This is a genomic window from Cytobacillus solani (assembly GCF_001420595.1).
Lineage (GTDB): Bacteria > Bacillota > Bacilli > Bacillales > Cytobacillaceae > Cytobacillus > Cytobacillus solani.
Window position 1 is genome coordinate 793,821 of record NZ_LJIX01000006.1, and the last position, 13,040, is coordinate 806,860.

The window sequence follows — 13,040 nt, forward strand, 5'->3', positions numbered from 1 at the left end:
ATGAATGATAGATAGCAAGTAAGAAATGTATTATGCCTTTGGCAAATGAAAAAGGGGGAAAACAATGAATAAGCGCAAAGGGATTTTATTTCTAGTTTTTGCTTTGCTTCTATCTCTCGCATTGGTTGGCTGCAGCGGTAACAGCTCAACTGGGGGTACGAAGGAAGAGGGAGAGAAAGATACTGGGACAGAAGGAACAAAAGATACGGAAGAAGGAGCAGGTGGCGGTACATTAGTATTTGGCCGCGGCGGAGATTCCACTTCTCTTGACCCAGCAATTACAACCGAAGGGGAAGCATTTAAGGTTACAGATAATTTATTTGAAACATTAATTAACTTTGGGGAGCAAGATACTGAAATTGAACCAGGACTTGCGACAGAATGGACCACAAGTGAAGATGGGTTAAAACATACATTAAAGCTTCGTGAAGGCGTTAAATTCCATGATGGAACTGACTTTAATGCAGAAGCTGTCGTTTTTAACTTTGAGCGCTGGAAAGCAGGGAATGCGGAGCAGTTCTATTACTATAATTCTCAATTCGGCGATAAAATTGATAGTGTAAAGGCGGTAGATGCATATACAGTCGAATTTACTTTAAATAAACCAATTGCACCATTCTTCAAAAACCTAGCGATGTCACCGTTCGGTATTGCCAGCCCTGCTGCGATTGAAAAGCATGGGGAAAAGTTTATGGAAAATCCAGTTGGAACAGGTCCATTCGTATTTAAAGAGTGGAAGCGAAATGACCGGATTACGATTGAAAAGTATGCTGATTATTGGCAAGAAGGTCTTCCAAAGTTAGATCAAGTCATTTTCCGTGCGATTCCAGAAAACTCTGCTCGTCTAAATGCATTAGCTTCAGGCGAGGTTGATTTAATCGATGGCGTGAACTTCAGCGATGTAGAGACAATCGAAGGAAATCCAGATTTACAAGTTTTCGAGCGTCCAACACTGAACGTGGCTTACCTTGGTTTAACAAATACGCGCGGACCGCTTAAGGATAAGCTTGTCCGTCAAGCACTTAATCATGCAGTAGACAAAAAAGCGTTAATCGAAGCGTTCTATGCTGGAGCAGCTGATCCGGCTATTAACCCAATGCCTCCAGTTGTAGCAGGCTATAATGATGCAGTGGAAGATTATCCGTATGATCCAGAAAAAGCGAAGGAATTATTAAAAGAAGCTGGCTATGAAAACGGTTTTGAAATGGAACTATGGGCTATGCCTGTTGCTCGTCCGTATATGCCTGATGGCCAGAAGGTAGCTGAAGCATTACAAGCAAACTTTGAAGCCATTGGGGTAAAAGCAAAAATCGTTTCCTATGAGTGGGGTACGTATTTAGAAAAGGCAAATAAAGGGGAAGCAGATTCGTTCTTGCTTGGCTGGACTGGTGACAACGGGGATGCCGACAACTTCCTTTATGTTCTTCTAGATGAAGATGCAATTGGCTCAAATAACTATACGTACTACAAAAATCCAGAGGTTCATGAGTTATTATTAAAGGCTCAAGCTAGTTCTGATCAAGCAGAACGTGAAGAGCTTTATAAACAAGCACAAGTCATTATTAAAGATGATGCTCCATGGATTCCGCTTGTTCACTCAAGACCAATCCTAGCGGGTAAAGCTGGTATTTCTAACTTTAAGCCACATCCAACAGGCTCTGACTTACTTTCTCATGTTGAATTAAAATAAGCCTTATGAAAAGGGAGTTCAGCAGTGACTCCCTTTTCTATTCCAACTCCATTGAATATTGGACAACCTTCCAGTGAGGTGAAAAAGATGTTTTCCTATACGATAAAACGAGTATTGTCCTTAGTGCCAGTTTTGCTAGGTCTATCCTTGATTGTCTTTTTTATGATTCGGGCTATACCTGGAGATCCAGCACAGATTATCCTTGGACAATTAGCAACAAAAGAGGCAGTAGCAGATTTAACAAAGCAGCTGGGGCTTGATCAGCCTTGGTATATTCAGTACTTTACATATCTCGGGGGATTATTAACCGGGGATTTAGGTGAATCGATAAAGACGAAGACTGCGATCAGCCAAGAAGTCTGGCCGTATTTAGCAGCGACAATCGAGCTATCCTTTTGTGCGATTGTGATCGCAATTGTTATTGGCGTAAATGCCGGCATCATAAGTGCATGGTACCAGAACTCATGGTTTGACTATATTGCGATGGTACTTGCACTAATTGGGGTTTCTATGCCAATCTTTTGGCTTGGATTAATGGAACAATGGGTGTTTGCGATTAATCTTGACTGGCTTCCTACATCGGGAAGAGAAGAAGTTAGAAATCCTGTCACATCCATCACGAATATTTATATGGTTGATACATTGCTGCAAGGGAGAATGGATCAATTTTGGGACGTTGTGAAACATTTGATTCTCCCAGCATTTGCATTAGCGACCATTCCAATGGCCATTATTGCAAGGATTACACGATCGTCCATGCTTGAAGTGATGAGATCTGATTTCATTCGTACAGCAAGAGCGAAGGGATTACGGATGTTCTGGGTCGTTTATAAGCATTCATTAAAAAATGCGATTATTCCAGTTCTTACGATTATCGGTCTTCAAACCGGTCTATTGCTGGGAGGAGCAATCCTAACAGAAACGATCTTTAGCTGGCCGGGGATGGGACGCTATATTTATGATGCGATTAATGCCCGTGACTATCCAGTTATTCAATCTGGGATATTAATCATTGCCTTTATTTTCGTCATGATTAACTTAGTTGTGGACTTGCTCTATGCAGTAATTGATCCACGGATTAAATATAATTAGGGGGGGGAACACACTTGGAACTTTCAACTCAAAAAGACTTACAGCCACAGCTTGTACCTGAAGAAGACAAGGTTGTTTCCCCTTGGCTTGAGGCATGGAGAAGCTTTCGAAAGAATAAATTAGCACTGATTGGCACATTAATTGTTCTATTTTTTATCGTCATTGCGGTATTTGCACCGGTGATTGCTCCCCAAGGAATTAATGAGCAAATGCTTTCAAAACGATTGCAGGCTCCATCAGGTGAGCATTGGTTTGGTACGGATGACTTTGGAAGAGATATTTTTTCGAGGGTTATTTATGGGACAAGAATCTCATTATGGGTAGGCTTTCTTGCTGTTATGGGATCGATTATCGTTGGCTGTTTTCTAGGAATCGTGGCCGGTTATTATGGTAAATGGGTAGATACTATTATTTCACGTCTATTTGATATTATGCTTGCATTTCCGAGTATTCTATTAGCAATTGCGATTGTTGCTGTATTAGGCCCATCTTTGAAAAATGCCCTAATAGCGATTGCTGTCATTAATATTCCGAATTTTGGAAGGTTAATCCGATCCCGTGTGCTAAGTGTAAAGCAGGAAGAGTATATTATGGCTGCTAAAGCTGTCGGAATGAAAGATAGCCGGATTTTATTCCGGCATGTGCTTCCAAATAGCATGGCTCCAATTATAGTACAAGGGACATTGGCTATTGCGACAGCGATTATTGAAGCAGCTGCACTAGGCTTTCTTGGATTAGGCGCGACTGCACCTAATCCAGAGTGGGGGAAAATGCTTTCAGACGCAAGGCCGCTATTAATGCAAGCTCCTTGGACGATGTTCTTCCCTGGAATTGCGATTATGCTGACCGTATTAGGCTTTAACTTAATGGGGGATGGTCTGAGAGATGCGCTTGACCCTAGGATGAAAAATTAATAGGCATGAAAAAAGAAAAAGCAGCTGAAAATCAGCTGCTTTTACTCTTCTATCATAATTTCACTCGTCTTCTTATGATAGGTTTGGAAACTCGTGATTAGCTTATCGAGATGGACGACTTGTTCATCATAATTGATAATTGCTGATAGAATTTGCACTGTATGTGAAAGTGTCGCTTCATCTTCAATTTTTGCTTCCTTTTGATTGGCAAAAAAGAGATTGAGCAGTTCCTTGCTGTTTAGAATGATGTCTCCCTCTTCAAAGGTCACGTTAGGCTTTACTTTTCCTATGAATTTAAGCATGACATGTTCATGATAATGGATAAGACAATCTAATTGCTGCTGAACCGCATGCTGGAATTCTGCGGGCATCTCTTGAAGATCATTTTCAAATCGATGCAATCTCCTCAGCATTTCTAGCGATCTTTTTACAGTAGAAATCATCTGCCTGTAGATGACAAGCTTCCGAGATTTCACTAATGTATTTTTTTTGAAGTAGTTGCGTTCTTCCTTATACATCACATATAAATGATCGAGGCTTCGAACGGATTCCTTCATTTTTCCAATATCGTTCTTAAGCAGACGGTGTTCTGATGCATGCCTAATCGTGAGGCGAATCCATTTGGTCGTTTCTTCTGTTACATCAGAAATCTTATAGTATAGTTTCTTTTCATACTTTGGAGGCAAGAAAACTAAATTAACGATAAAAGCAGATAATACCCCAAGCATGATGGTTGAAAAACGAATAAGTGCAAACTGGATAAACTCATCACCTGGTGTTTCCATAATAACAATCATGGTAACGAGAGAGAGTGAGATTGTATTTTCGATTTTCAGCTTCAGGTTAATCGTAATCACAATAATCGCCGCAAGCCCAATAATGACGATATGATTTCCTAGTAATAAAACGAAAATTACAGCAATGATTGCACCAATAAAATTCCCTTGAATTTGCTCAATTATGGACAAAAATGACCGGTAAATGGTCGGCTGCACAGCGAAAATCGCTGCAATTGCTGCAAAGACAGGGGAAGGCAGCTGAAATAATTCCGATAATAATAATGATAAAATGATTGCGATTCCCGTTTTTAATATGCGGGCGCCAAGCTTCATACGTACATATTTCCTTTCTTTTTAAATAATACTACCCTATCCGACAGAATCGAATAAAGTTTTTTGATTGTGCCTCTAGCTTTTGTTAAGTCTATGACATTAATGTACTATACATGGATATCCGAAGAAGCACAATGGGCATTTTTTTGAACTTTTCATTGAAGATGGATTTTAAGTTTAAAGACATAGGAAAAAGGAGCGATATATCGCTCCTTTGCTGACTAATATTTCTAAAATAGGATTACATTTATCTTTCGTTTTGCAATGCTTCAAATGCTTGATTGACTGCATGAAGGGTTGCTTGGATATCTTCTTCAGTATGAGCGATTGTAACGAACCAGGCTTCATATTTGGAAGGGGCAAGATTGATGCCTTGCATCAGCATGAGTTTAAAGAACTTGGCAAACATTTCGCCATCCGTATTCTCAGCTTGCTCATAATTAACAACTTTTTCATCTGTGAAGTAAACGGTTAATGCGCCCTTTAAGCGGTTGATCGTTATTGGAATATTGAATTCCTTCGCTGCCGCTGTAATTCCTTCTTCTAGCATCGCACCTAATTGATCAAGGTATTCATACACGCCTTTTTGTTTTAATACTTCAAGACAAGCAATTCCTGAAAGAATGGATGCTGGGTTCCCTGCCATTGTTCCTGCCTGGTACGCTGGTCCTAATGGGGCAACAGTCTCCATAATTTCCTTCTTGCCGCCATAAGCACCAATTGGCAGGCCACCGCCAATAATTTTCCCCATCGCTGTTAAATCAGGAGTAACTCCTAGCAGATCCTGTGCTCCTCCATACATGAATCGGAACGCGGTAATCACTTCATCATAAATAACAAGTGCACCTGCTTGATGTGTAAACTCATTCACTTGCTCCAAAAAGCCAGGATTTGGTTCAACAATCCCGAAGTTTCCAACAATCGGCTCAACTAGAACGGCAGCAATTTGGTCGCCCCATTTTTCTAATGCTTCTTTATATGGTTCGATGTCATTGAATGGAACGGTAATGACTTCCTGAGCGATGCTTTTTGGTACGCCTGCTGAATCAGGTGTGCCAAGTGTAGATGGGCCTGAACCCGCTGCAACGAGCACAAGATCAGAGTGACCATGGTAACAGCCTGCAAATTTAATGATTTTATCTCTGCCTGTGTAAGCCCGTGCGACACGGATGGTTGTCATTACTGCCTCCGTTCCTGAATTAACGAATCGAACCTTTTCAAGATTTGGCATGGCTTCCTTTAACATTTCCGCAAACCTTACTTCATGTGGGGTAGGTGTTCCGTAAAGGACACCTGTTTCTGCCGCTTTTTTGATAGCTTCTGTAATATGCGGATGAGCATGTCCAGTTATGATTGGTCCATAAGCAGCTAAATAATCGATATATTGATTGCCGTCCACATCCCAGAAGTAAGCGCCTTTTGCTCTCTCCATTACAACTGGTGCGCCACCGCCAACTGCTTTATAGGAGCGGGAAGGACTGTTTACTCCTCCTACGATATGTTCAAGTGCTTTTTTATGTATGCGTTCTGAATTTGTGAATTGCATATAAATCCTCCTTACAAAATGAAAAATCACAATAAGTCTTTCGCCTTTATTATCTTACCATTTTTCAAGTTAAGAATGCTGTAACTTATAATTGTGACAATTTTTTTTCCTTCCATCTAGCTTGTCATACAAAATAATGAAAGCGCGTATAAATAGATAGAACATAAGGGAAAAGAGGGAGCCATATGGTGTTTTATTTGTCCCTGGTTTTAATAGTATTTTGCATGGTTATGAGTTTGCGCACTTTATTCTTGCCGCATAAAATAAAAGGGAAGAAAGTATCCTTTGAAAACTTTTTGTATTTGGCTTGTATTTATATAACTGTGATGCTCGGGTTCGGTCTCATATATATACTTCTGGAATTGAATGGGTTTAATGTGTTTTTAGAAGAGACGGATGCGTGGTATGAAAATTTTTTTAATCGTCTTGAAACGGGCTTTTATTTTAGTGCAGTCACTTTGTTTTCGGTTGGGTATGGGGATATTTCTCCCGTTGGAATTGGAAGAATGATCGCTGTTCTTGAAGCGTTAATCGGCTATACAATCCCAGCTGCTTTTGTTTTTAAAGCCGTATTTGATTTGGAGACAAAGTAGATTAGTTGTTTTTATTTTAGAAATTGGATAGGCTTATAAAAAAGCAGTAGCATAATAAGCAGCTATCGCAAAGAATAAGGAGGGAATAAAGAATGACAGCTGTAGTAGGAGAGCTTGCTCCAGATTTTACATTAGCAGGAAGCAACGGGGAAATCGTTAAATTATCCAATTATCGTGGCAAAAACGTGGTCCTTTATTTCTATCCTAAGGATATGACGCCGGGATGTACAACCGAAGCTTGTGACTTTAGAGATCAATATGAAAGTTTTTCTGGTCTAAATGCTGTTATTTTAGGCGTAAGCCCTGATCCGCTTAACCGCCATGAGAAATTTATTGAGAAATACGATCTGCCTTTTGTTTTGTTGGCAGATGAAGATCATCAGGTAGCCGAGGCTTACGATGTTTGGAAATTGAAGAAGAACTTTGGAAAAGAATATATGGGAATTGAACGAGCGACTTTTATTATTAATAAAGAGGGTAAATTGGTAAAGGAATGGAGAAAAGTAAAGGTGAAGGGGCATGTGGAAGAAGCCCTTCAATTTATCGAAGACAACCTTTCCTAATAAGAAGAAGTCCTCGATTCCAGCCTATTTTTTGGTTTCAAGGCGTATGTCCATGCGTTTAAGTGGTTTTTGAATATCATTTTATTAGGGCATACCTCCTCAGATACTTTTAAAGCGAATCTTCACAGATTTGCTTTTTTTTTGCTAAAAAAAGAAAGTGGTTTTTAAACATTAACCACATACATATATTAATAAGAAGAATGAATAGGTAAAGGGATGTGAGTGTAAAAGTTAGTAATGGAATAAACTTGCTGTTAGCTGGTTTGTTATGTTGACAAAAGTGATAATAAATTAGTACACTATTTATAAAGATTATAAAATAAGAATTCTTTTTAGAAAAGAGGTGCATGGCGGTGGCACATATTGAATTAAAGGAAGCATTAGATACCTTAAAGGATACTGGAGTGCGCATAACACCACAGCGTCATGCGATACTTGAGTATTTAATTAACTCAATGTCACACCCAACTGCCGACGATATTTATAAAGCTCTTGAAGGAAAATTCCCAAATATGAGTGTTGCAACTGTTTACAATAATTTGAGAGTATTCCGTGAGGTTGGACTTGTAAAGGAGTTAACCTATGGGGATGCATCAAGCCGTTTTGATTTTGTCACAACCCACCACTATCATGTAATTTGTGAACAGTGTGGAAAAATTGTTGACTTTCATTATCCTGGACTTGATGAAGTAGAGCATTTAGCATCACATGTGACAGGTTTTAAAATCAGTCACCATCGGATGGAGATATACGGTACTTGTCCGGATTGTGCTAGTAAAGAAGCCCATTAATAAATATTGCCGCAATGAAGCTGCTAGCCGAAAAGGGCTGTCAGCTTTTCTATTTGCCGTTTGAAAAAAGGAAAAGCTTGGCGTGAATGCCAAGCTTTTACCTTTTCTTGTTATATTTTTCGTCGAACTCTTTGCCCTCAAGATTTGGATCAAGTGTTAATGGTTCATTGCAATACATGCACATGTCTACGCGTCCAAGTATTTTGGTATGTTTTCCGCAATTCGGACAAACTACCTGGACTGTTTTTGTTGAGAGCATCCCAATCCAAAAATATACTACGACACTTGCAATCATGAATACGAAACCTAAAAACATAAAGATTGTCATGAGTAGAGGGGAATTTTTAAAGAAAATGCCTATGTACATGACGATAAATCCAACAAATATCAATGCCAGGGCAAATGTACGGATCTTATTAATTTTACTTGAATACATTGTATATTTAGCCATCCATGTCCCTCCTAAAGAATAACTATATCATATTGCTTAATAGAAGATAAATAAAAAGAAAGCGAGAGATTTTAAGTTACTAGAGGGAGGAAAATAATAAAAAATTGTCGAAGATATATTCTATTAATAAATTTGGAGGAATGATGATGGAAGACATTCTCCGTCCTATTTATCAAGAACGTGCAAGTCAGGCGAATACGCTTGGGGTACTAATGATAAAGAAACGACTAAAGGATATTCCCGTTACAGACACATTTGATGCAGTTTTGCTTGTTTTAGTAACTGAAGCCGATTCACCTGTGTCAATTAAGCATTATACGTACCATGATAAAAAAGCCGCCTTGTATATTGTGACTGAAAACCAGTTGAATGAATGGCTTTTACTTGGCTCAAATAAGAAAATCTTTGATTGGCTTTACGAAGGAAAGATTCTGTTTGACCGCAATGAATATATCCAGAACATTAAAACTGAATTAATGGAGTTTCCGTTCTATGGGAGAAAGCTGAAGATGGGACTGGAATTTGCCAAGCTTATTCGCCGCTATATGAATGGCAAGGCTTTTTTTGAAAATGACCAATATCTTGATGCCTATAATCATATTGTCCATTCACTTCATCATCTGGCAAGACTAGCAGTGATTGAGCAGGGATTTCATCCTGAAGTGACTGTTTGGCAGCAGGTGAAGCAAATAGATCCAGAAATAACTAAGTTATATGAAGAACTGGTTACGAGTCATGAGCCGCTGGATAAAAGGCTCGAGCTGCTATTCTTAGCAAGTGAGTTTTTGATCCATTCCAAAATGAAAAGCGGGATTCAGCATTTAATCGATGTGCTAGCTGAAAAAGAGTATTGGACCATTAATGAAATGATTTGTCATAAGGAAGTCCAGCTATATAGTGTAGATCTCACGATGCTTCTTGAGTATTTAATTGATAAAGGCATCATTGAAGTAGTTATGAAGGAGACAAAAGGGCAAGGTGTCTTTCATCGGTACTATAAGCTTGGGAAAAAATTATCTTAAAAAAATAATAAAAGTTATTGACCTTTATAATAATACTTGGTATATTAATATCCGTCGCTGCGATGTGTGAGAAAAACATTTTCACAGAGACGGATATTTTCAAAAAAGCATTGACTTGAAAGTTAACACATGATATATTTAAAAAGTCGCTTCCGGGCGGCATAAACAAATTGCTCTTTGAAAACTGAACGAACAAAAAACGTCAACGTTAATTCGAGTTTTAAAACTTAAGAGCTAATCTTACTCTTTATTGGAGAGTTTGATCCTGGCTCAGGACGAACGCTGGCGGCGTGCCTAATACATGCAAGTCGAGCGAATCTGAGGGAGCTTGCTCCTAAAGATTAGCGGCGGACGGGTGAGTAACACGTGGGCAACCTGCCTGTAAGACTGGGATAACTTCGGGAAACCGGAGCTAATACCGGATAATCCTTTTCTACTCATGTAGAAAAGCTGAAAGATGGCTTCGGCTATCACTTACAGATGGGCCCGCGGCGCATTAGCTAGTTGGTGAGGTAACGGCTCACCAAGGCGACGATGCGTAGCCGACCTGAGAGGGTGATCGGCCACACTGGGACTGAGACACGGCCCAGACTCCTACGGGAGGCAGCAGTAGGGAATCTTCCGCAATGGACGAAAGTCTGACGGAGCAACGCCGCGTGAGTGATGAAGGTTTTCGGATCGTAAAACTCTGTTGTTAGGGAAGAACAAGTACCGTTCGAATAGGGCGGTACCTTGACGGTACCTAACCAGAAAGCCACGGCTAACTACGTGCCAGCAGCCGCGGTAATACGTAGGTGGCAAGCGTTGTCCGGAATTATTGGGCGTAAAGCGCGCGCAGGTGGTTTCTTAAGTCTGATGTGAAAGCCCCCGGCTCAACCGGGGAGGGTCATTGGAAACTGGGAGACTTGAGTGCAGAAGAGGAAAGTGGAATTCCAAGTGTAGCGGTGAAATGCGTAGAGATTTGGAGGAACACCAGTGGCGAAGGCGACTTTCTGGTCTGTAACTGACACTGAGGCGCGAAAGCGTGGGGAGCGAACAGGATTAGATACCCTGGTAGTCCACGCCGTAAACGATGAGTGCTAAGTGTTAGAGGGTTTCCGCCCTTTAGTGCTGCAGCAAACGCATTAAGCACTCCGCCTGGGGAGTACGGCCGCAAGGCTGAAACTCAAAGGAATTGACGGGGGCCCGCACAAGCGGTGGAGCATGTGGTTTAATTCGAAGCAACGCGAAGAACCTTACCAGGTCTTGACATCCTCTGACAATCCTAGAGATAGGACGTTCCCCTTCGGGGGACAGAGTGACAGGTGGTGCATGGTTGTCGTCAGCTCGTGTCGTGAGATGTTGGGTTAAGTCCCGCAACGAGCGCAACCCTTGATCTTAGTTGCCAGCATTCAGTTGGGCACTCTAAGGTGACTGCCGGTGACAAACCGGAGGAAGGTGGGGATGACGTCAAATCATCATGCCCCTTATGACCTGGGCTACACACGTGCTACAATGGATGGTACAAAGGGCTGCAAGACCGCGAGGTTTAGCCAATCCCATAAAACCATTCTCAGTTCGGATTGCAGGCTGCAACTCGCCTGCATGAAGCCGGAATCGCTAGTAATCGCGGATCAGCATGCCGCGGTGAATACGTTCCCGGGCCTTGTACACACCGCCCGTCACACCACGAGAGTTTGTAACACCCGAAGTCGGTGGGGTAACCGCAAGGAGCCAGCCGCCTAAGGTGGGACAGATGATTGGGGTGAAGTCGTAACAAGGTAGCCGTATCGGAAGGTGCGGCTGGATCACCTCCTTTCTAAGGATGAAATGAAGTCTAACTTCATTAAAAGACGTTTCATTGTTCGTTCAGTTTTGAGAGAGCAATCTCTTTATTAACTTAATATCAAAATGAGGGAAATGAGAAGCAAACAGGTCAAGATAGTGACCGAATAATCATCGCTTATCATTTACCGAATTCCGTTATATGGGCCTATAGCTCAGCTGGTTAGAGCGCACGCCTGATAAGCGTGAGGTCGATGGTTCGAGTCCATTTAGGCCCACCATTTCATAACGGGGCCTTAGCTCAGCTGGGAGAGCGCCTGCCTTGCACGCAGGAGGTCAGCGGTTCGATCCCGCTAGGCTCCACCAACATAACGAATCCGTTCGTTATTTTTTGTTCCTTGAAAACTAGATAATGCAATTAAAGAAGATAACCGAGTAATCGCCATCTTAGTTTTTTCTCTTATAATGTTTTAGAAACAAAATAAGAGTGTAAACCATGAGGGCAATGAGCAACAAGCAGATCAAGGAAGCGACCGAGCGAGCACCGGAACGTACTCAGTACGTGAGGAGCACAGCGAGAGAGCTGACGCCGAGATGCGCAGTTGATCATTGACCGAAGTAGGTTAAGTTAGAAAGGGCGCACGGTGAATGCCTAGGCACTAGGAGCCGATGAAGGACGGGACTAACACCGATATGCTTCGGGGAGCTGTAAGTAAGCTTTGATCCGGAGATTTCCGAATGGGGGAACCCTCTATCCGTAATGGGATAGAATCTTTACCTGAATACATAGGGTATTGAAGGCAGACCCGGGGAACTGAAACATCTAAGTACCCGGAGGAAGAGAAAGCAAACGCGATTCCCTGAGTAGCGGCGAGCGAAACGGGATTAGCCCAAACCAAGAGGCTTGCCTCTTGGGGTTGTAGGACACTCTACACGGAGTTACAAAGGAACGAGGTAAATGAACAGGTCTGGAAAGGCCGGCCAGAGAAGGTAAAAGCCCTGTAGTTGAAACTTCGTTCCCTCCAGAGTGGATCCTGAGTACGGCGGGACACGAGAAATCCCGTCGGAAGCAGGGAGGACCATCTCCCAAGGCTAAATACTCCCTAGTGACCGATAGTGAACCAGTACCGTGAGGGAAAGGTGAAAAGCACCCCGGAAGGGGAGTGAAAGAGATCCTGAAACCGTGTGCCTACAAGTAGTCAGAGCCCGTTTATGGGTGATGGCGTGCCTTTTGTAGAATGAACCGGCGAGTTACGATTACATGCGAGGTTAAGTTGAATAGACGGAGCCGCAGCGAAAGCGAGTCTGAATAGGGCGAATGAGTATGTGGTCGTAGACCCGAAACCAGGTGATCTACCCATGTCCAGGTTGAAGTTCAGGTAACACTGAATGGAGGACCGAACCCACGCACGTTGAAAAGTGCGGGGATGAGGTGTGGGTAGCGGAGAAATTCCAATCGAACTTGGAGATAGCTGGTTCTCTCCGAAATAGCTTTAGGGCTA

Annotated in this window: 10 protein-coding genes, 2 tRNA genes and 2 rRNA genes (1 of these 14 only partly in view); 11 read left to right on the forward strand and 3 right to left on the reverse strand. The window is 41.8% G+C overall.

What is annotated here, in order from left to right; genetic code table 11:
- The first annotated feature begins 64 nt into the window (after positions 1–64).
- The 3 genes from AN957_RS05655 to AN957_RS05665 all read left to right on the forward strand — a co-directional run bounded on the left by AN957_RS05655 (position 65) and on the right by AN957_RS05665 (position 3,696).
- Positions 65–1,690 (forward strand): ABC transporter substrate-binding protein, encoded by a 1,626-nt coding sequence (locus AN957_RS05655; protein ID WP_056682786.1) that lies wholly within the window; start codon positions 65–67, stop codon positions 1,688–1,690.
- An 87-nt stretch (positions 1,691–1,777) separates the two neighbouring features.
- Positions 1,778–2,782, forward strand: coding sequence for an ABC transporter permease (locus AN957_RS05660; protein ID WP_056687062.1), 1,005 nt, complete (start codon positions 1,778–1,780; stop codon positions 2,780–2,782).
- Between the two features lie 14 nt (positions 2,783–2,796).
- Entirely contained in the window at positions 2,797–3,696 is a 900-nt protein-coding gene (locus AN957_RS05665) for an ABC transporter permease (protein ID WP_056682789.1), read from the forward strand.
- Positions 3,697–3,737: 41 nt separating this feature from the next.
- Here AN957_RS05665 and AN957_RS05670 read toward each other — a convergent pair whose 3' ends face one another.
- Positions 3,738–4,808 carry an FUSC family protein gene (locus tag AN957_RS05670; protein ID WP_053478875.1) on the reverse strand — a complete coding sequence of 357 codons (1,071 nt, stop codon included), beginning with the start codon at positions 4,806–4,808 and terminating at the stop codon, positions 3,738–3,740.
- A gap of 247 nt (positions 4,809–5,055) precedes the next feature.
- The gene (locus tag AN957_RS05675) at positions 5,056–6,354 is read right to left on the reverse strand and encodes a glutamate-1-semialdehyde 2,1-aminomutase (RefSeq protein WP_056682792.1); all 1,299 of its coding nucleotides are present in this window, start codon (positions 6,352–6,354) and stop codon (positions 5,056–5,058) included.
- Positions 6,355–6,539: 185 nt separating this feature from the next.
- On the opposite strand from AN957_RS05675, the gene AN957_RS05680 reads away from it, so the two are divergent.
- The 3 genes from AN957_RS05680 to perR all read left to right on the forward strand — a co-directional run bounded on the left by AN957_RS05680 (position 6,540) and on the right by perR (position 8,301).
- Entirely contained in the window at positions 6,540–6,947 is a 408-nt protein-coding gene (locus AN957_RS05680) for a potassium channel family protein (RefSeq protein ID WP_053478873.1), read from the forward strand.
- Between the two features lie 92 nt (positions 6,948–7,039).
- Complete coding sequence (bcp, locus tag AN957_RS05685; RefSeq protein WP_053478872.1) at positions 7,040–7,510, forward strand: thioredoxin-dependent thiol peroxidase; 471 nt, start codon at positions 7,040–7,042, stop codon at positions 7,508–7,510.
- Positions 7,511–7,863: 353 nt separating this feature from the next.
- Positions 7,864–8,301 carry a peroxide-responsive transcriptional repressor PerR gene (gene perR, locus AN957_RS05690; protein ID WP_165571533.1) on the forward strand — a complete coding sequence of 146 codons (438 nt, stop codon included), beginning with the start codon at positions 7,864–7,866 and terminating at the stop codon, positions 8,299–8,301.
- Positions 8,302–8,398: 97 nt separating this feature from the next.
- Here the strand turns inward: perR and AN957_RS05695 are convergent, their stop codons facing one another.
- Complete coding sequence (locus AN957_RS05695; protein WP_053478870.1) at positions 8,399–8,752, reverse strand: YgzB family protein; 354 nt, start codon at positions 8,750–8,752, stop codon at positions 8,399–8,401.
- A gap of 146 nt (positions 8,753–8,898) precedes the next feature.
- Between AN957_RS05695 and AN957_RS05700 the strand changes: the two genes are divergently transcribed.
- From AN957_RS05700 to AN957_RS05720, 5 genes are all read left to right on the forward strand, one after another.
- A complete protein-coding gene (locus AN957_RS05700) occupies positions 8,899–9,774 on the forward strand; it encodes a nucleotidyltransferase-like protein (protein WP_053478869.1) in 876 nt (291 codons plus the stop codon).
- Positions 9,775–10,021: 247 nt separating this feature from the next.
- Positions 10,022–11,572: ribosomal RNA gene (locus tag AN957_RS05705) — 16S ribosomal RNA — on the forward strand.
- Positions 11,573–11,742: 170 nt separating this feature from the next.
- Positions 11,743–11,819 (forward strand) — tRNA-Ile (locus AN957_RS05710).
- A gap of 9 nt (positions 11,820–11,828) precedes the next feature.
- A tRNA-Ala gene (locus tag AN957_RS05715) sits at positions 11,829–11,904 on the forward strand.
- A 255-nt stretch (positions 11,905–12,159) separates the two neighbouring features.
- Positions 12,160–13,040, forward strand: a 23S ribosomal RNA gene (locus AN957_RS05720) (it continues 2,052 nt past the right edge of the window).
- Together the 16S and 23S rRNA genes with 2 tRNA genes alongside form the textbook arrangement of a ribosomal RNA operon.

What these genes read in the sequence shown, in the direction of transcription:
- AN957_RS05700 (WP_053478869.1), top strand. Translation starts at nt 8,899, where the DNA reads ATGGAAGACATTCTCCGTCCTATTTATCAAGAACGTGCAAGTCAGGCG.
- bcp (WP_053478872.1), top strand. Translation starts at nt 7,040, where the DNA reads ATGACAGCTGTAGTAGGAGAGCTTGCTCCAGATTTTACATTAGCAGGA.
- AN957_RS05675 (WP_056682792.1), bottom strand. Translation starts at nt 6,354, where the DNA reads ATGCAATTCACAAATTCAGAACGCATACATAAAAAAGCACTTGAACAT.
- AN957_RS05670 (WP_053478875.1), bottom strand. Translation starts at nt 4,808, where the DNA reads ATGAAGCTTGGCGCCCGCATATTAAAAACGGGAATCGCAATCATTTTA.
- AN957_RS05660 (WP_056687062.1), top strand. Translation starts at nt 1,778, where the DNA reads ATGTTTTCCTATACGATAAAACGAGTATTGTCCTTAGTGCCAGTTTTG.
- AN957_RS05655 (WP_056682786.1), top strand. Translation starts at nt 65, where the DNA reads ATGAATAAGCGCAAAGGGATTTTATTTCTAGTTTTTGCTTTGCTTCTA.
- AN957_RS05680 (WP_053478873.1), top strand. Translation starts at nt 6,540, where the DNA reads ATGGTGTTTTATTTGTCCCTGGTTTTAATAGTATTTTGCATGGTTATG.
- AN957_RS05695 (WP_053478870.1), bottom strand. Translation starts at nt 8,752, where the DNA reads ATGGCTAAATATACAATGTATTCAAGTAAAATTAATAAGATCCGTACA.